Origin of the sequence: Pseudomonas sp. ANT_H12B (assembly GCF_008369325.1) — a bacterium.
GTDB lineage: Bacteria > Pseudomonadota > Gammaproteobacteria > Pseudomonadales > Pseudomonadaceae > Aquipseudomonas.
Genome location: NZ_VOBI01000013.1, coordinates 148,764 through 166,145 on the forward strand (window position 1 = coordinate 148,764; position 17,382 = coordinate 166,145).

Consider the following 17,382-nt stretch of genomic DNA (forward strand, 5'->3'; position numbering starts at 1 on the left):
GGAGCGAAAGGATGGATCGTCTGTTGTTGTTCCCAGAACCGTTTCCTGACGAGTCCCTGTATAGCCTCGCGGTCCGCTACCATCGATTAGTCGCCAACGATAGCTATCGACGAACCAGCCACGAGCTGTTCGGTACCTATTCAAGAACGTGCGGCTCGGTACTACCTTGTTGCTTGAGGGCATTGTCGCAGCGATTAGATGGGCAATATTCCGTTACAGAACTTGCCGAAGCTCGAACGTTGTTACCGCTCTACAAGCCCTTCCTGAGCGGGAAGGTTTACGAGTCGACTGTCCGGTGTATGCAAAGTACGCAGGGCACAGGGTTGAAAATGAGCTTGGGGATGACCGCCTCAGGACTGCTGAAGTTTTCATCTTTCCGATGCTGCGAAGCGTGCATACAGCATGACGCTGATGAATACGGCGTCCCCTATTGGCACCGAATTCACATGGCTGCAGGCGTCTGCATCTGTCCACACCACGATAACGTGCTTCTTCGCGCAATTTTTCCTGAAGATGCAGATTGGCGCTGCATGCTTCTCCCTGGAGAATCAAACAGCACGCCTGTCTTAAGTGAATCATCTTCGGGAGCTGCATCTGCTGTAGCAAAAATGCAGTTTTGGGGGCTTAGCGACCCACAGAGCGCGTGCGGGTTAGTGCGCAATGATTTCCTAAGATGGCGTCTCACAGACATGGGCATGATCCATGGGGGCAGATTGAGGGAGCAAGCGATCAGAAGCTATGTCGAGCGCAGATTCCGTCACAGTACCCAGGAGGAGGAGTTTCAAACAGTCACCTTAGATTCCGAATGGGTGATGCGCTTGCTCCGTCGGCGTAGAAGAATCATTCAACCGTTTCGATACTATTTTCTATGCTGGCTACTGGAAACAAATGCGGATGATTTACGTAAGTATGAGCATAGAACTCTCCACCAAAAATGCTCCAGAAACTTTCTTGTTAAGCCTTTGTATATACCTGCTTCCACGGCCGAGACAACCAAATTTCGGCAGGCTTTCAAAATTGATGGCAATGAAAAGTGTCACGATAGAACGGGATATTTCTGGTTATATCATCATGACCGTGATTGGTTGAAAAGCTATGTAAAGTCGCATCCCGTTATTAGAAGAGAGAGAGTATCTGTCGATTGGTCTGATCGCGATGTTTCTTTATCGAGCGAGCTTGTATCTGCTCATATTGAAATAATGACTGAGATGGGAAAACCAATAAAAATCACAAAATCTGCATTGTTCAGAAAAGTCTCAAATCACTACGGGTTTCTACGGAACCGACAAAAATTTCCAAAAAGCATCGAGATATTGAAAACGCTTCTGGAAACAGAACATGATTATCAAATTCGTAAAGTATATTGGGCGATAAGAGTTTTTTCACTGTCAGAGCACTATGCTGTGAGCGTCATTATGCGTTTTTCAGGAATACGAGTTAGACGAATCTCGGAGTCAGAAATAGCAATATTATTCCTAACTCAACAGGGCTGTGAGGATCTCTGATAATAATAGGTATTGTTTTTTAGTCATTATGCGTGGATGCTGTTCAGCGATGTGTGACTCTGCCTAAGTTTTTGTTGATCGCGATGACATAAGGAAACCACGAGGTGAACGCTCGCCTACATTAGTCATTGCGTCTAAATACGCTTCAGATGTCTGATAAGCGAGGAAGGCTAGGATCGAGCAAGCGTTAAGACTAATTCCCTCAAGCCTATTGCTTCTAATACGTGCTCCAAGTGCTTTATTGGCATCTATAATAATGTTGTAGTACGCCTGTGAATAATCGCCATTATATAACGTCGCTACTAGTTTTTCGAATACCCTATGATCTACAGCTTTTGATATGAATGGCTTGTCATTGTAACTTAAAAGGTCGCTTACAAATATTGCGAACATATGGTGAGATGATCTAAAAGTTGGTGGTGTTTTTGGAAAAAAATTTCTGCATTTTTCGAAGTTTGACAACTTATGGATTGTGATCGGCTCAAGGCAAGATGGACACTTTACGTGAAGTGGAGTGGCGTGAAGGCTGCAATGAGTAATTGCAGGTAGCAAATTGCGTCGATGTATGTAAGACGTACCGTGTTTTTCAATATCTTCAATGACGCATTGAAGACAGATCTTCCAACGAACGGTCGGTGTATAGTTAGTGCTAAGTGCTAGGCGACCCAGAGCTTGAGCCAATGGGTAAAGTGTGTTTTCGCGTAGTACTTCTTCAGTAACTCTGTGCTCTATGTTGAGGCCGATGCCAAATTGACCCACGTGCCGATGCAAGGCTGCCCACCTTCAAATCGGCACAAACACCGCGCAGGCAATGTTTTTCGAGGAGTCAGACTGGGTCAGTGACATCTCGGCCACTGGGTCAATGCGGCGTCAGCGCCAACACACCAGCGTCTCTATGATCAAAAGCACCATTACCAATCAGATTCCAGCTCGGTACTTAGGTGGATACCCATCACCTTGGTCTTGCGGTATCTCAGCGGCTCCGCATTCATCTCTAGGGCAACAAGTCGACTTGCAGCGATGATCAAGCTGTTGAAGCGGTCATTGCTAACTGAGATATATGCGATGAGCCTTTTGCCAGTCGCCAGCATAGAGCCGATGCAACGAGGAGTCGACTTGTCGCTTAGTAGTAGTGGGTCAACGTGTAGGTAGCATTCTAGGGTTGGGTATTTGAATGCTTCAGGGTATCTGACGGAGCCGTAAAGCTTGATCGCAGTATGCTCTGAATAATGGTGACCGATTGGCCTGGTATCGGTAGGCGTGGCCATGCTGAAAGGCCATGACATATCCCATCCCCATATCCGGGCTTGTAGGATTATCCGCTCAACGGTCGCACGATTCCGACTAGACATAGCATTCACCCTCCCCGTTTGAGTTGGCTACAGACAAACCCTAGTTCACCTAGTGTCCACCATAGAGCTGATCCATCTCGATCAGGAAGCGCTCACAGCGGGTCTGCTTACGTTTGCCGGCATACTCGGCATCGGCGAAGGACATCTGTTTCGTCGAGGATCAACCGTTCGATTTGTGTGAGGCGAGTGTTTCACCGGAGATGGAAGTCTTTTTCAGAGTTTCCTTAGAACAATTTCACAGCCTAATCGAAAGCAGCGGGGATTTATCAACTGCAGTTGCTTTCTGGGGCAAGGGTAAAGACCTTGTGACAATCTTTATTGTTTGCAGCGGAGCCGTTTTTCTGGAAATTTGAAGTTTTGTGACAAACTTTATTTTCAAAGAGCTAGCTTTGTAGTGCCCTGTAGGCCGCGGAATACGCGGGGCGCTGTGACAATCTTTATTATTTCGTCACAGCTATTGGCTTCTAACAATAAAGACTGACACAAAACAATAAAGGTTGACACGACACAACATAGATTGACACAAAGCCTAAACCCCCGTATTTACGGGGGTTTCCATTTCTGGGCTGAGCCATCGGTCTAGATTCTCCGCTTCGTTTCGCTCCGGGAGTAGGCTAGAAAGCGCTATACCATCGGCAGATGGTGAGCGATTTTTTCCTGTAACTATTTTTTCAGGACGAGGAGAGGCGGTCACGGCGGACGAAGGAGGAAGCATTGCGCGGTCGTAGGTTTTCGTCAGAGATAGACATTCAAAGGCACATTACGAATGGATTCGGTAGCGGAGCTGGTGCCAGTTATTTGCCGTGGCTGCGCGTCCAAGATGTGCCTTCCAGAGGACGCTCCCACAAGATCCAAGGTGTGAAGATCGATCGTCTCCATCACCTCTTTTCTGACCTAGAACGCGCCTATTTTTTGGTATGTGAGTTTTCGGAAAATGTTGTGGATATACGCGAGCAGTATCCATTGCTGCCGCGAGAAAGTGCTCAAGCAATCGCTAGCTCTATCGGAGTGCGATACCCCAAGTATCCGAAGACAGTGCTTCCTTACGTTATGACCACGGATTTTTTATTAACAATAAAAAAGTCCGATGGCAGCTTTAAATCCGTAGCCCGAACAATCAAATACCGCAGCGACCTCGAAGGCAAACAAGCCAGGAGAACGTTGGAAAAACTTGAGATCGAAAAACGTTTCTGGGCTGGTCAACACGTCGATTGGGCCATTGTCACTGAAGAAATGTTCAGTCCCGATTTGATCAAGAATTTAGGCTTGCTCAGGAAGTTTGCTCAGCTGCCGCGCGCCTTGGCTGAGCCCTCATTACATTCAGATTTTCTGGAGCACTTAACTAGCTGCCGTCCGTACCCGTGGAGTACGGCTGAAAGTCTGCGAAAGATTGCCGCACGTTTATTTATCTCCTATCAAGATTCTCGGGCTTTATATCATCACCTGATATGGGCCAAGTCGATCAAGGTAGATTTGGTTGGTACTCCCATTCAAATGACTGCACCACTACCAACCTTTGAAATTATCGAAAGCCCAATAAAAATTTCACTGGCGGCGGAGGGCTTATCATGAAAGTCCAAGTCAATGATATTTTTGAACCGGTCACTGAGTTTTCCGTCGTGCCTGGCATCGTTAGGGTCTTGTATCTCAATGAACGATACGATGCGGTAGTTTTGATCCAATTAACGGACCCGCCACGCCAACCGATTGGTTTGGGCTTGGAAGAGCTTCGCGGCTCCGTCATAGCAGGCGATACGAAGTCAGCCAAGATTGTTACGCCTGAGTTTCTCTTAGTGCTAGAGGATGACCTGGATGAGAAAAAGAAGCGGGAAAGGGATGAAAAGTGGAACATCATCGCGCCCCTGATCGACTCAGATTACCCAGGTCAGATATTTGCTCCCGGTGAGATGGGGCGAATGGTGGGCGCTAGAGCTGTTGAGCTTGGCATGCAGCGCAAGAGTATCTATCGACTTCTGTACCGTTACTGGATCAATGGCCAGGTTCGAAATGCGCTCTTGAAAAACTACGCGGGCGTCGGAGTTCCTGAGCGCAAGTATGATCCCGCAAAACCGCCCGGCAGGAAACCACGATACCAAGGTATTGCCGTTTCGCCGACCAAGCTTATTGATGCCGTGGATAAGCGCTGTATCCGTGTCGGTTACTCGTTATTCGTGGGGGATAAGACTTCTACGATAACCAGCGCCTATGTCGAGATGCTTAGAAGGTTCTACACAGCGAAAGACCTTTCGAAAAATCCAGAATCGGGTGGTCGCCTCCTACCCGATTCGGAAATTCCTTCCTTCAGGCAGTTCGATTATTGGGGAAAGCAATATTTCGACGAAGTTGAAACTGAACGCGGGCGTAAGGGAATGCGCAAGTGGCTAAAAGATTGCCGCCCCCTTTCTGGAACCGTGCGTGACTGGCTTCGTGGTCCCTGCCATCAGTTTGAGATCGATGCCACCATTGCTGACATTTATCTCGTGAACGGCTACTCCAGGCGGATGCTCATTGGACGGCCGGTGGTGTACGTCGTCATCGATAGCTTCTCCGGCATGATCGTCGGTCTCTACATCGGGTTGGAGGGGCCGAGCTGGAACGGAGCTAGGCAAGCGCTGTTCAACGCTTTCACTTCGAAGGTTCAGTTTTGCGCTACCAACGGGGTCACAATCGGTCCCGAGGAATGGGCTTGTCACCACCTCCCACATCACATCTACGCTGATCGAGGCGAGATGTTGGGGAAAGCAGCTGAAGGTCTTGCTACTGGCCTGAATATCGAGCTGGGAATCGCTCCACCTTACCGGCCAGACTGGAAGTCGATGGTGGAGAGTCGGTTCGGTATCCTGAACGATTTGACGGGCATCAGGTGGCTACCAGGTGGCGTAGCGGCTAGGGAGAAGGAGCGTGGCGAGCGAGATTACCGACTCGACGCGACGCTGAGCATGAAAGAGTTCACTAAGATCATCATCCAGTGCGTCCTTCACTATAACCGCTTCAACCGGCAGCCCGACAGGCTCACTCAAGAGATGATGAACGACGGTGTCGACCCGACGCCGGTAGGTATTTGGACTTGGGCGTTGGAAAATGGCCACGTCGAACCAAACAATCATCCCGACGAGCTGGTCTATCTCCATTTGCTTCCGCGCGAGCAAGCAACGGTGCAAAAGGGTGGTGTGCTATTCCGAGGGATGCACTATGTCTGTGATGTAGCGATCGAGAACAACTGGTTTGCGAAAGCCCGTAGCCGCGGGGTTTGGTCTATAGAGTGTTGGTATGATCCAAATTCCGCGGCACATATTTGGATCCGGGGCGACAACAAACAGTTCATCCGTTGCGATTTGCGTAAGTCCGATCACAAGTATGCTGATTATCGATCCGATGAAATTTTCGACCTGCTCGAAGCTTACCGCCAGGCTCCACCGGCTCATAAACGCGCTGAGTTGGAGAGTCGGATTTCGCTTCTAGAGGAGGTTAATCAAATCGTCAGTGGTGCGATGGCTGAGCGAAAAGAAGAGCCAGTCCCTGCGACCAAGGCCGAGATGATTGGAAATATTCGTGAGAACCGCGCTGTTGAACGCCTCAAGGAGCGGGAGACCGCCCATGTGCCAGAGGGTGTGAGGATTGACCCTCCTGGGCAGAAGGCAGAGACCGCCCCAGAACGCTCGGAGAACTTTGCCGGCCCTCGCAGCGCTCAGGTCATCGATATGCTCAAACGACTCCGCCCAGGACAAAACTAATGAAAGGCGCCCAAGTTTTCGCAAGCTACACCAAGCAGGCGATAGCGGACTACGCGGGAAATCCGCTCATCGAAGCGCTGCCACCTATCTTCTCAGAAGAGGTAGCAATCCAACTGATCTCGAATTTTCCCCGTCCTGTTGATCCAGAAGAGCTCGCCCTTGACCGTTCGACTCGGATCCACTGTATCGACCGGTTGAGGACGGTGGTTCAGCCTCTGATTGTCCACATGGATCTGGAGTCCGTATTTTCATTGCTGGTCCGACGAGGGTACGTCGGACGCAACCCGACTTCTCCAGACACTGTCAGACATCTACACTCGCTTTCGGGTGCACAGCGCTACCACGATGGATTCAAGTCCACTGCCGAAACGTTCAGTCTGGTTGGCCTTAGTGGCATTGGGAAGTCCACCGCCCTCGAAGCCATTTTGAGTCTCTACCCTCAAACGATCCGACACGAGCGTTATGAAGGAAAGCAGTTCGTTCATACCCAGATCACCTGGCTCAAGCTTGACTGCCCCCGAGATGGGTCGCTGGCAGGCTTCTGTCAGCAATTCTTCTATGCGGTCGGGCGAGCGTTAGGTGATGAGGATTACTACAAGCGGCATCGGGCTCGGAACATCAATGACTCGTTGCAACAAATGGAGCAGGTTGCGAGTACATTTTTCATCGGCGCTCTGTTGATCGACGAACTACAGAACCTGCACCTGGCGAAAACTGGGGGCAAGGACAACATGCTGAATTTCTTCCTCCATCTAGTGAACAACATCGGCATTCCCGTGGTGTTCATCGGGACAAATTCGATGATTAGCCTATTTTCGGACGTCATGCGCAACGCACGGCGTTGCTGCGGCGTCGGGGTACTCGAATTTAAACGCTTTGAGAAGGACGATGACGAGTGGCGAATGCTCGTTGAAAACCTCTGGAGCTATCAGTGGTACCAGCAGCCGGTCGAACTGACCGAAGAAGTGTTTGATGCGCTGTATGAGCATACACAAGGCGTCACCGACTTTTTGGTGAAGCTTTTGGTGCTCAGTCAGAGGTATGCGATCCAGAGTGGTTCGGAATGCGTTACCGCCGAGACAATCGCGTTGGTGAGCAACACCAAGATGCAAATATTGAAGCCAGCTTTGTCCGCCCTGCGAAGCCGAGATCCGAAACGGATGCGGCAGTTCGACGATTTGCTTCCGATTGAAGACCAACTAAGCGACATGATGGCGTTCGATGGTTTGGCTCGGCCGGAGCGACTGGCGTTGCTGCGCAGTGTCATCAGTCGCAGCGACAATAGTGCCCCAAAGCCTAATGCGGCGCCCGTTAACCCACTCAAATCGCAGCCTCCTTCGGCGGTGGCGGTTGAGACGTCAGAGGCACAGGCGTTAAGTGAAAGTGAAGACTCCGTTGAGGCGTTGAAGAGCGCCGGTTGGATAAACAGCGATCTATTTGAGTTCTCTCCGTTGTATCGGAAGGGGTGAATAAAAGGTGACGAAATGGGGCTCAAATTCCATTTCTTTCCGGCCGTGTTTCACGATGAGACGCTTCACAGCGTCCTTTCAAGATACGCCCGGCTCTGTGGCGTACGTAGCTGCGGAGCCGTTTTCGATGGAGCGCAGTCCGCAAACTTCTTCTCGCAGAACGTGGCTTTTCCATGTCGACTAGCTGAGCTTGCCAAGGCGCTGCCGTGTGGCACAGGCCTATCGCTAGCGGAAGTTATAAAGCGCCATACGCTGCTGCCCTACTACGAGCCTTTTTTGACCCAGCAACAGGTGGACGACGCCAATACCTTGATGGCGGGAAACGGCGAGGGGTTGATGCTAAGGTTGGGGTTAATTGCAAGTCGACTCGAGTTCGCTTCGAGAGTGCGATTTTGCTTCGACTGTATCGACCAGGACATGGCCTGTGTGGGAGCTGCGTACTGGCACCGTGTGCATCAGCTTCCAGGCGTTTTGATCTGTCCCCACCATGGGACCCTGCTGAGGTTCCTTGATTACCGCTGGTTGAGCCGAAACTCTCGACGAATGCACTTGCCGGACGACGAAGACGTTCAGTCTCACTCCATTTCGTTAGACATCCCTCAAAATCTACAAAGTGCACTGCGCGAAATAGCGCAGCGTTCGATGCAGGTGCTTGAGACAGATGTTCCTCCACTAGGTCCAGATGCGATTCGCTCAGTGCTTCTGGATAAGGCTATCGCCTTGGAACTGGCTTCCGGCTCTGGTCGGCTGCATTTAGGCAGATTGGCGCGGCACATGTCTGCGTTCTTTGAGGCTCTTCCCTCCTCAGGGGAGTACTCGATACTGAGCAAATCGTCTGCGGATATACCGGCGGCCTGGGTTGTGAAGCTTTTGCGTAAGCCGAGGGGCACCCATCATCCGCTGAAGTTTATCCTGCTGGCCTGCGCGCTGAAGGTCGACATGGAAAGGATACTGCGGCAGAACGGGTCTATTACCGGGTCGCTTAATCGAACAGGCAACACCGAAACGCCGAGTGAACGCGCCGTCAACGGACCTCAAACCCATCGGTCAAGCGCCAATGAGTATATGAGTGAGGCATCTGAAGCGATCTGGACGCGGGCGCTCTCGGGGGCTGACGCGAAGACCATAGCGTCAGAAACGGGGAACTCGGTTACGTGCGTTTACCGAATGATACGCGCGATTTCGGATGGACCTGGCCGATGGAAAGAGGCCAGGCTTTCGAAACAGCTGGGTGATAGGAGGAATCGATTTGAAGGTGATTACAGGGCTCGCCTAGCTCATGAGTGTCGAGATTATGTGTGGCTTTATCGAAACGATCGGCAATGGCTGTCCGAGCGTACACAAGAGCCAGGTAAAGCCCACAGACCGTGCGGTCAACAGACAGAAAGATTCAAAGATCTCGACCTTAACCTTGCCAACGAAGTTGTTCAATGCGCTGAAATGTTACGAACGCTTCCAGGTAAACCTGTCCTTATCTCACGGACAAAAATAGGCAGAGAGCTGCATGTGTTATCTAGGTTTGAAAAGCAGCTCAACAAGCTGCCGCACTGTGCGGCTGCACTGGCAGTCGAATGCGAAACCCTGGATGCATTCCATAGGAGGCGCTTGAGCTGGGCCGGGCGAAAGCTAAAACTTGAAGGCAAACCAATTACTCAATCATCGCTATATCGAACAGCGTGTATCAGAAAATTCCACACAGGGGTGACTGCATCCTGATCCGCGTGTGGATATTGCTCTGTAACGCCGCCGCCACAATCCTCCGTCAATGAGCAATACGTAGATTCGCAGTGTGGATTTCTGGCGGAGCGTGCACAGAAAGTATTTATATGTGTTGTGTATTGTATTGTGACCATAGAGTAAAAATGCCTGATTTTTTATAAAAAAGTTGATGGCTGTTCGCTACTGTATGGCATTAAAAAATTGAAAAATCCTTACCTGGGTACAGGGCAATGTGTGATAAAAGAACGTCATCCACAGGATTTGCGTCCTACAGAACCCACGATAGAAAGTCAGCTACTAATGTCCAGTATTCTATTTTTTCCAATTTCGATGACAGACGAGACGTTGTTATCTCGCATCACGCGGTATCATTTTTTGTCCGGGAACAAAACCGAGGCAGAAACTTTTCGTGATCTTTTTGGCGTTGCACCATTCCAACTATCGATTATACCTAAGCAATTAGAAAATCTTGCGGCTCGATTGCCAGGAATTAAAGAAAGCAATTTAGCTGAGTTGCTTGAAATTAACACTACGTTTCCGGCCTACAAACCTTTTATAGGATTATCGAAAGTACCCTCTAAGGGAATGGACCAAGTCTTAGCAGATGTTGCTCGAGTGCCTAGGCGAGAGGGCACTATGAATAGCAGAGCCAAAATTTGCTTGGCCTGTGTGCAGGCCGACCTCATAGAGTCTGGTTATGCGTATTGGCACCGAGCTCATCATGTGCCGGGCGTTACAGCCTGCTGGCGACACGGTGTAGAGCTTCTGCAATCTTGTCCTAATTGTTCTCACCCTTTCTATCGTAAAAACAAACTGTTACCTGGTTTGACCGATGATTGTGGTTGTGGGTGGAATGCCGTTAAACCTGCGAACCGTTTGCTAGCCTCAAATGAAGAGCGCGAGTATGCAATTTTTGTAAATGATATTCTGCAACGCAATCTGCCATCGGTGGATTATCAAGTTTTGGCTGCTTGTTATCGGCGTCAAGCAAAGAAGCATGGGTTTTTTAATGGAAATCTAATGGGCTCTGCTAAATTATTCACCAGTATTCGTGATAAGTTCGGCGATGACATTATTTCGAAAATTGACCTGGCGTATGCTGCTGGGGTTCGACGTCAATGGATTAGGTTATCGACAACAAGAGGTCAACTCGATATGCCGTTGGCGCGGCACCTTCTAATATCTCTCCATCTTTTTGGTAGTGCAGAAAAATTTGAGAAATGTTTGGCCGAAGAGTCTCTACTTGTTAGTTCGGAAAACCCGACGGTCCGTCTCAAAGAGAAAGCTTTGCCAGAAAGTAAAAAAAAAGCTTATCAAGAAAAAATTTCAATAATACTTGAAGTCAAGCCTGGTGTTGGTCTGGACTATCTTTGGGCCAATGCTTATCAAGCGACACGTTGGCTCAACGAAAACGATAAGGACTGGTTATTGAGTGCTATTACAAGGGACGTAAAGCAGAAAAGTAGTGTCGAATCGGTGGTGAGCGATGAGGACGAAAAATATGCAAACATACTTAAGGGCGGCGTGGAGAATTTGTATCGGATTACCCAAAAGCAGGTTCGAGTAAATATCAGTAATATGCTTGCACTTTTGCCGCGAAAAGTTAGTAGGGAGCGTGCAACTCAAAACTCGTTTCCGTTGGTATCAGAACAACTTGAGCTTCATCTAGAATCTCTTTGGCATTTCCGGTTACGGAGATTCATATGGACGATATCGGAGATCGCGAGGCTGAAGTTACCCCCAAACAGCTCCAGTCTCAAATTATTGACTACGGTGCCTCATGTGGCCCGCCAAGCTCTCATTAATCACTTCGAGTGGGATTTGGACAGCATGGTCAAGGAAAGTATTGACGGTGAAATGATGCTTAGAAATACCGGCGTATCGCGACAATGGGAAGGGCCGCCAGGTTATGATATGCCCATGGGGGGGAATGCATACATGGAGATGATCGCGTCCAAGTAGATATTTTATTGAATATCAGGGTAATGCTCTGGATTCGATGATCCCTCAGGCGTGTTTTTTGGGCGGCGAATGTCACTATTTATATTGAACTTGCGGCACTTCTACGGGGCATTGGACGTGCACTCTATCAGCGTCTTCAGCAGACAAGGGTTCTATGCCGCGTACGCCGATATCGCCCCACTCAATGCCACAGACATCGGTATTCCCTGACGCCCCGGCTTCACTCCCATTGGCACCTATCCCGAACTGGGATTCAAGTATGGGCAATGGCATGACGTCGGTAACTGGCGCAAACCACTCCAGACGGCGACACCACCGATTGAAATTGTGGTGTTCAGTGAGGCGAGGGATACGTAGAGCTGTCGGTCTTGAGAACGTGAGCCCGCGATCAGAGGTATCGCGGGGTGAATCAGACCATAGCGATCGGGCTAAGCATCAGCTTTCGAGGAGATGAGTCAAATTTTGCGTGCTGTTCATCGGCGTTAAGACCAGGCGCTTTACGCGCAGCTATGCTGATTGGGGTGATTGATTATTCGACTCGATTTTTGAAGTGAGTCGGAGGGACGAATGAATCTGGCGGGCCTAGTCGAACTGCTTTCCGGTGGCGAAAGATTACCTGGATGTGAGCTAGCTCATTCAGACGCCGTGGCTCTGGTCGGATTTTACTTCCCTGGACGCGCCTATTGCCTAGTCGCTGATTGGACAGTGGTTGATATAGCGGTCTCCCCCCGTCAGTTAAAGGCCGTTGTGAGAAGAGGAGTCACTCCCACTTTGGTCAACGCTTTATGTGTTATCCACGATAGCAAAGGACGTTTCCCTCGCGGTCATTGGGTAAGAACTTCATTGGGGGTTTCGTTCACCCATGATTGCCTGTTCGAGACAAAAAACACCGTTTATGTGTTGATGGGACCCGGTCGAAGGGTACGAACAGACTTGGACGTCGCGCAGAGCCTTTACTGAAAGTCACTGGTGCGCAATGTGGCAGTCATCGACGTTCAGCGTTTTAGGTTTCGTCCGCCTCAGCCATCCCTATATTTTTCCGGTGCTTACCAAGACATAGTGTTGGTCACGTATCAGCAATCGCCCCTAGAACCTGGCTTTAGAGGGGGTGGCCTGTCTACTTCAGAGGAGCCGAGCGGCGTGCTTGCTATAATTCAAACGAATGGTTCACAGCCCCAGAATCCTCGGCGATGGCGGTTGGTTTTCTAAGGTTAAGCGCAAATTCTAGCGGAGTGGCAACACATGACCATGCCCTGCGAGCGTACCCGGAGTATCGTCCAAACAGGCGAGTTCTTGCATGAGCTGTCCAGAGATCAGACCCTCCCAGAATCTGTTCGTCAGCAGGCAAAACGCCTCCTGCGGCATTACCCAGAACCATGGGTGATCTTTGGGATCGGCTCCTTCGAAGAGTTGCTTCAAACAAAGGATCCGAGCGATCCAACGCGAGAGTTCGCGATAGTGGTCCACACTCCCCAGTTGAGCTCCAGCACTGACGGATAAGGCTGGAAAAACTTCCTCAGACTGAGTCTATGATAGAGACCATGGTCTGTGGCAATCCGAGATGGTGCTGTCCGCGCTTCAACGCCCCGACCCTCGTGTTGATGAACGGCATAGTTTATTATGCTGTATGTATGTACAGTTAATAGGTTCTTGCGATCTTACTCATTGCCTAAGTGTTGAAGCCCTTAGGCGGTGTCACGTGCCGAGATAAGCCCTGAAGTTTGTTGGGTAAGGTGTTATTTTCAGTGATTCCATATTGATACTATCGGAACGGAATTCGACCTATGATCACACTGAAAACTGCCATTATTCACAGCTTCAAGAAGCTGGCCAAGACCAGCTTTATCTCCGAGGTGGTCAAGAAGGATGTGGCGCTCGATACTGAAAATCCTGCGTTGCATTTTCTGGTCAATGGCATCCACGGCCTCATCGGCAAAGAAGGCAACAGCGTGGTCTATGGACAGTTTGCCAATGATGACCGTCAGGGGCCGTTTCCAGAGCGCTTCACCGCGTTCGTAGAAGTACAAGATGATAAAGCGCAATTTATCGACTTGACCCACTTGGCAATGGACCAACTGGTGGAGCAAGCCGGTAATCAAGTCTTGTCGACTGGTGGACACATCCTTTGCGCCCAGTACACCTCGGGCGCAACCGACTTTTTCCTGGTCGCCAGCATGAAGGAGCGCGGTGGTATTCAGCTGGACGAAAACTATGTGCCGAAGGAAATTCAAGAGGTCGATCTCAACAAGGTTCAGCAGGCCGCCAGGATCAACTTAGCTAGCTTCGTGGCCATAAAGGCTATGGCTGCTGCGGCCGCTGCTGCGCCTGAGCAGGATGAGGATGACGCGGAGGATGACGTGGATTCAACCTACCTGTGCTTCATCAGCCGCGGCCGTGATAGTCAGGCATCTGACTATTTCATTTCTGCACTGGGTTGTGCGAAAGGAGTGGCCTCAGGACGCGCTACCAAAAATGCCATAGATAACGTTGCCCGGTTTTTTCGCGACAACAAAGCGTTAAAAAGCTTTGGTTATAAGGCCAAAGAGGCGGTGATCAAATATCTGGAGGAGCAGTTGGCCGCAGGCAAGTCCGCGCGCCTGGACGCCATCTGCCACGTCGCTGTCGCATACGTACCCGCTGACTTAGTGGATGAAATCGTTGGGCTGAAAGACTATTTGAATAGTGAGAAACATAAGGTGCCGGACGACTTTACGGTCAATGCGAAATCGCTGAAAGAGAAAACCCGTATCAAGGGGGACGCTGCTAACTGGTCGTTGCAATTCGAGCGTGGAGCGTTAGGTAAGGATCCGGCCTCAGACGTTTACTATGATGAGGGACGGAAGAAGTTGACCCTGTCCAATCTGACTGCCGAACTGGTTGGTGTGATCGAGAAAGAATTGCTGGCTAGGGCTGGCTAAGAATGTTTTCCAATGTGGTAGTTCTCTATCGTGCCCTCGGAGCGCCCACCATTGAGGATGGGGTCATCCGCTATGAGGGGAGGCCAACGCACGACATTATCGGTGCGTTGCGAATGTGTGATGACCTGCCCGCAGCCTATGGCAAGTTCGAGCATTGCTCTGAAGAAGCTGACTCTCTCGATATTGAGTTTCGCTTGCCATCGAACGAGTCGGGCCGGTTCTACGCGAACTTAGGCGAGTTTGTCGCTCGCAATGGCTCATTGGGCAAGGGCCAATTTCCGAGCAACGTGTACATTGTTGAGCTCAGTTGGGCGGATAGTGATGACACCGAACCTTCGGCGATTAAGGCGCTCAGGCGCGTCTGCCGGCTGATCGAGCTGCTTGCACTGCTAGCGATCGGCGTCGACAAAGACAGCAGTCCAGATGGTTATAACCTGTTTTTTGCCTTGCCTCCTGATGGGGCTAAGCCTCCGAGAACTTTTCTATTGCCTACCCAGGTTGACGTCAAGGCTCTTGACTATGAGCTCAACCACCTGAGCTTGTTGGAAGAAATACTGAATCGAAAAAACGAAAACAAGGCGCACCTCTCCGAACGAAAATTGATGATTCGGATGGCGGTGGCGAGCGTCATCGAGAAGTTTGAGAGCGAGCCGAATCTGTTCTTGGTGATCGTGCGGGAGTGGCGGGAGGTCCTCGCCACGTACCGTGCGAATCTGCAAACCTACGTCTATAGCTTCTCGTTTGAGCGGGCCCGGCGCGAGGTGGCCCAGGCTGAAATCGACTATGGCACTAAGCTTAGCGGGGTACTGGGCGACATCGCGGGCAAGATGCTTGCCCTGCCGATATCGTTAGCGGGTCTGGTCGTGCTGGAGAAAACAACCTCAAAATTCGAAGGTTTTATTCTTGTCCTTGGGCTGGCAGTGGTCTCTGTGGTTCTGCTTGCGATCCTGCACAATCAAATGCTGCAAACAGAGCGCCTGCTACACAGTTTCAATGTCATCTTCGATGATTTTAAGGACAAGATAAAAACCTATCCCCCAAAACTTCAGGGCTTGCTCAGGATCACCATCGACCAGGTCGACAAGCAGGGCCGAACGCTAACCAGGACCTTTCGCTTGCTGAAGGGGCTGTCCTTGCTGCCAATCGTCGGGGCCTTGCTGCTGGCCGCGATAAAATACTGGGATGGTTTCGTATGGCTATTGATGACCATCCTGTCGATCGTGTTTTCCGCGCTCAACGTAGCCCCGAACTTTCTCAGCCCGTAAAGGCTTTTTAACACGTTCGCTACCTCTCCTAGTTGTGCACAAACGAGTCATGCAACTGGAGTGTGCCAAGCAGCTCTCCATGATATGGGGGATATGTATTTTCCAATAAAAGGCTCGTAGATATTCCATGTAGAACTCGAGCTAATTTCTGATGCTCGTATGACGCATTCAGCGTACCCGCCAGAAAATTAAATTTCTAAGAGTCGAACTCACAAGTACAGGGGACACCTTACACATATGTAATATTCGCGGCAGCTTTCTGAAAGGCTTCATTGGTTATCCTCTAGTCAGAAGTAAGTGAGCTCTAGGAGAAAATCATGAAAGCATTAAAAGCACTTTTTGCCGTTTCTATCTTGACCTTGTCTTCTTTGGCCATGGCTGAAGGAGGTGGTGACCGCGTTTACGGTCGGATGATGCAAGAAAACCAACAGGCGATGGAGCAATATGCCTTAAAAAATGGTAAGTCCATCCCTGAAGTTGTTCATTATGAATATGGTATGAACCTCGATATTCAGAAGGTGGTCAGTGTCACACAAGCCAACAAAACCTGTAGTGTTGCGCCTTCGCGCATGACCTATGAAGACTCGGCGGGCAAGCTTAATACCGTGGAGTACAAGATTATGGGTACCAACTGCCCACATGGAAGCTAGCCCCTAAGGGTCATGTCTACGTCAGATCATTCAATTAGGCTTTTTAAGCATGCTTACTGGTCGCTGACATAGAAGTAATTTTCAGGTCACGCTGGAGTTATCTTTTGTATGAAATTATGTCTGCCGGCACGTAGAGGGAATTCCTACGTGCCGATGGCTTTTTATAATGATAAAAATATTTCATAAAGAAACTCTGCCAAGCTAAAGCCTGGAGCGTTAAATGAACAATAAAAGCTTTTATGGTCTTTCTCTCATTGCCCTTGGCATGAGCATGGGGCAAGTTGCAGTGGCCGTTGAGCAAAAACCTGAGGGGTTCATTGAAGGGAGCACCCTTAGTCTTCTCAATCGTAATCTCTACTTCAATCGTGACTATCGAAAGGGCCAGTCAAGTCCCACAGGCAATGGCTACGCTGAAGAATGGGCTCATGGGATTATTGGACGTTTTGAGTCGGGCTTTACCCAAGGCACCGTCGGGTTCGGCATTGATGCATTTGCAATGGTAGGACTCAAGCTTGATTCGGGTGATGGGCGCTCGGGGGCTCGAAGCTCGGTGGATGTCATGCCCTACAACAGCAAAGGCCAACCTGAAGACTCTTACTCAAAAGTAGGCGGAGCCGCGAAGGCTCGCTTTATGGATACGGTGGTCAAAGTAGGGGACGTATTTCCATCCACGCCTGTCGTTGTTGCCGCTGACCGAAAACTGACCCAGTAGAGGCTGTTCTGCCGACTGAAAACTGACCCAGGTGTTCAACTGCTTCTGCTCACTTTTCGAGCAGGAGAACACAGGGTGATCAGCATGGAAATGTTG

Annotated in this window: 11 protein-coding genes and 1 pseudogene; all 12 read left to right on the forward strand. The window is 50.0% G+C overall.

The annotated features are described in order from the left end of the window. Positions 1-11 precede the first annotated feature (11 nt). Positions 12-1,505, forward strand: coding sequence for a TniQ family protein (locus tag FQ185_RS20365; RefSeq protein ID WP_149418977.1), 1,494 nt, complete (start codon positions 12-14; stop codon positions 1,503-1,505). Between the two features lie 2,066 nt (positions 1,506-3,571). Further along, positions 3,572-4,429, forward strand: coding sequence for a TnsA endonuclease N-terminal domain-containing protein (locus tag FQ185_RS20375; RefSeq protein WP_149418979.1), 858 nt, complete (start codon positions 3,572-3,574; stop codon positions 4,427-4,429). Beyond that, the gene (locus FQ185_RS20380; protein WP_149418980.1) at positions 4,426-6,591 is read left to right on the forward strand and encodes a Mu transposase C-terminal domain-containing protein; all 2,166 of its coding nucleotides are present in this window, start codon (positions 4,426-4,428) and stop codon (positions 6,589-6,591) included. Before FQ185_RS20375 ends, FQ185_RS20380 begins: the two co-directional genes overlap by 4 nt. Continuing rightward, positions 6,591-8,060, forward strand: coding sequence for an ATP-binding protein (locus tag FQ185_RS20385; RefSeq protein WP_149418981.1), 1,470 nt, complete (start codon positions 6,591-6,593; stop codon positions 8,058-8,060). The genes FQ185_RS20380 and FQ185_RS20385 overlap by 1 nt, the downstream gene beginning before the upstream one ends. Positions 8,061-8,075: 15 nt before the next feature. Continuing rightward, positions 8,076-9,776 carry a TnsD family Tn7-like transposition protein gene (locus FQ185_RS20390; protein ID WP_149418982.1) on the forward strand — a complete coding sequence of 567 codons (1,701 nt, stop codon included), beginning with the start codon at positions 8,076-8,078 and terminating at the stop codon, positions 9,774-9,776. Positions 9,777-10,079: 303 nt separating this feature from the next. After that, positions 10,080-11,741 carry a TniQ family protein gene (locus tag FQ185_RS20395; protein ID WP_149418983.1) on the forward strand — a complete coding sequence of 554 codons (1,662 nt, stop codon included), beginning with the start codon at positions 10,080-10,082 and terminating at the stop codon, positions 11,739-11,741. Positions 11,742-12,308: 567 nt separating this feature from the next. Further along, complete coding sequence (locus tag FQ185_RS31120; protein WP_075946966.1) at positions 12,309-12,701, forward strand: hypothetical protein; 393 nt, start codon at positions 12,309-12,311, stop codon at positions 12,699-12,701. Positions 12,702-12,989: 288 nt separating this feature from the next. Then, positions 12,990-13,241, forward strand: coding sequence for a BPSL0761 family protein (locus FQ185_RS31125; protein ID WP_371926652.1), 252 nt, complete (start codon positions 12,990-12,992; stop codon positions 13,239-13,241). Positions 13,242-13,525: 284 nt separating this feature from the next. Continuing rightward, positions 13,526-14,659, forward strand: coding sequence for a nucleoid-associated protein (locus tag FQ185_RS20405; RefSeq protein WP_149418985.1), 1,134 nt, complete (start codon positions 13,526-13,528; stop codon positions 14,657-14,659). 2 nt (positions 14,660-14,661) lie between these two features. Continuing rightward, a complete protein-coding gene (locus FQ185_RS20410) occupies positions 14,662-15,924 on the forward strand; it encodes a hypothetical protein (protein WP_149418986.1) in 1,263 nt (420 codons plus the stop codon). Positions 15,925-16,241: 317 nt separating this feature from the next. Continuing rightward, positions 16,242-16,574 carry a DUF2790 domain-containing protein gene (locus FQ185_RS20415; protein ID WP_149418987.1) on the forward strand — a complete coding sequence of 111 codons (333 nt, stop codon included), beginning with the start codon at positions 16,242-16,244 and terminating at the stop codon, positions 16,572-16,574. A gap of 220 nt (positions 16,575-16,794) precedes the next feature. After that, positions 16,795-17,277 (forward strand): annotated as a pseudogene (locus FQ185_RS20420) (OprD family outer membrane porin); the annotation flags it as partial. Positions 17,278-17,382 lie beyond the last annotated feature (105 nt).

Excerpts from the sequence above, each read along its gene's own strand:
- FQ185_RS20380 (WP_149418980.1), top strand. The coding sequence starts at position 4,426 with ATGAAAGTCCAAGTCAATGATATTTTTGAACCGGTCACTGAGTTTTCC.
- FQ185_RS20385 (WP_149418981.1), top strand. The coding sequence starts at position 6,591 with ATGAAAGGCGCCCAAGTTTTCGCAAGCTACACCAAGCAGGCGATAGCG.
- FQ185_RS20365 (WP_149418977.1), top strand. The coding sequence starts at position 12 with ATGGATCGTCTGTTGTTGTTCCCAGAACCGTTTCCTGACGAGTCCCTG.
- FQ185_RS31120 (WP_075946966.1), top strand. The coding sequence starts at position 12,309 with ATGAATCTGGCGGGCCTAGTCGAACTGCTTTCCGGTGGCGAAAGATTA.
- FQ185_RS20390 (WP_149418982.1), top strand. The coding sequence starts at position 8,076 with ATGGGGCTCAAATTCCATTTCTTTCCGGCCGTGTTTCACGATGAGACG.
- FQ185_RS20395 (WP_149418983.1), top strand. The coding sequence starts at position 10,080 with ATGTCCAGTATTCTATTTTTTCCAATTTCGATGACAGACGAGACGTTG.
- FQ185_RS31125 (WP_371926652.1), top strand. The coding sequence starts at position 12,990 with ATGCCCTGCGAGCGTACCCGGAGTATCGTCCAAACAGGCGAGTTCTTG.
- FQ185_RS20405 (WP_149418985.1), top strand. The coding sequence starts at position 13,526 with ATGATCACACTGAAAACTGCCATTATTCACAGCTTCAAGAAGCTGGCC.
- FQ185_RS20410 (WP_149418986.1), top strand. The coding sequence starts at position 14,662 with ATGTTTTCCAATGTGGTAGTTCTCTATCGTGCCCTCGGAGCGCCCACC.
- FQ185_RS20415 (WP_149418987.1), top strand. The coding sequence starts at position 16,242 with ATGAAAGCATTAAAAGCACTTTTTGCCGTTTCTATCTTGACCTTGTCT.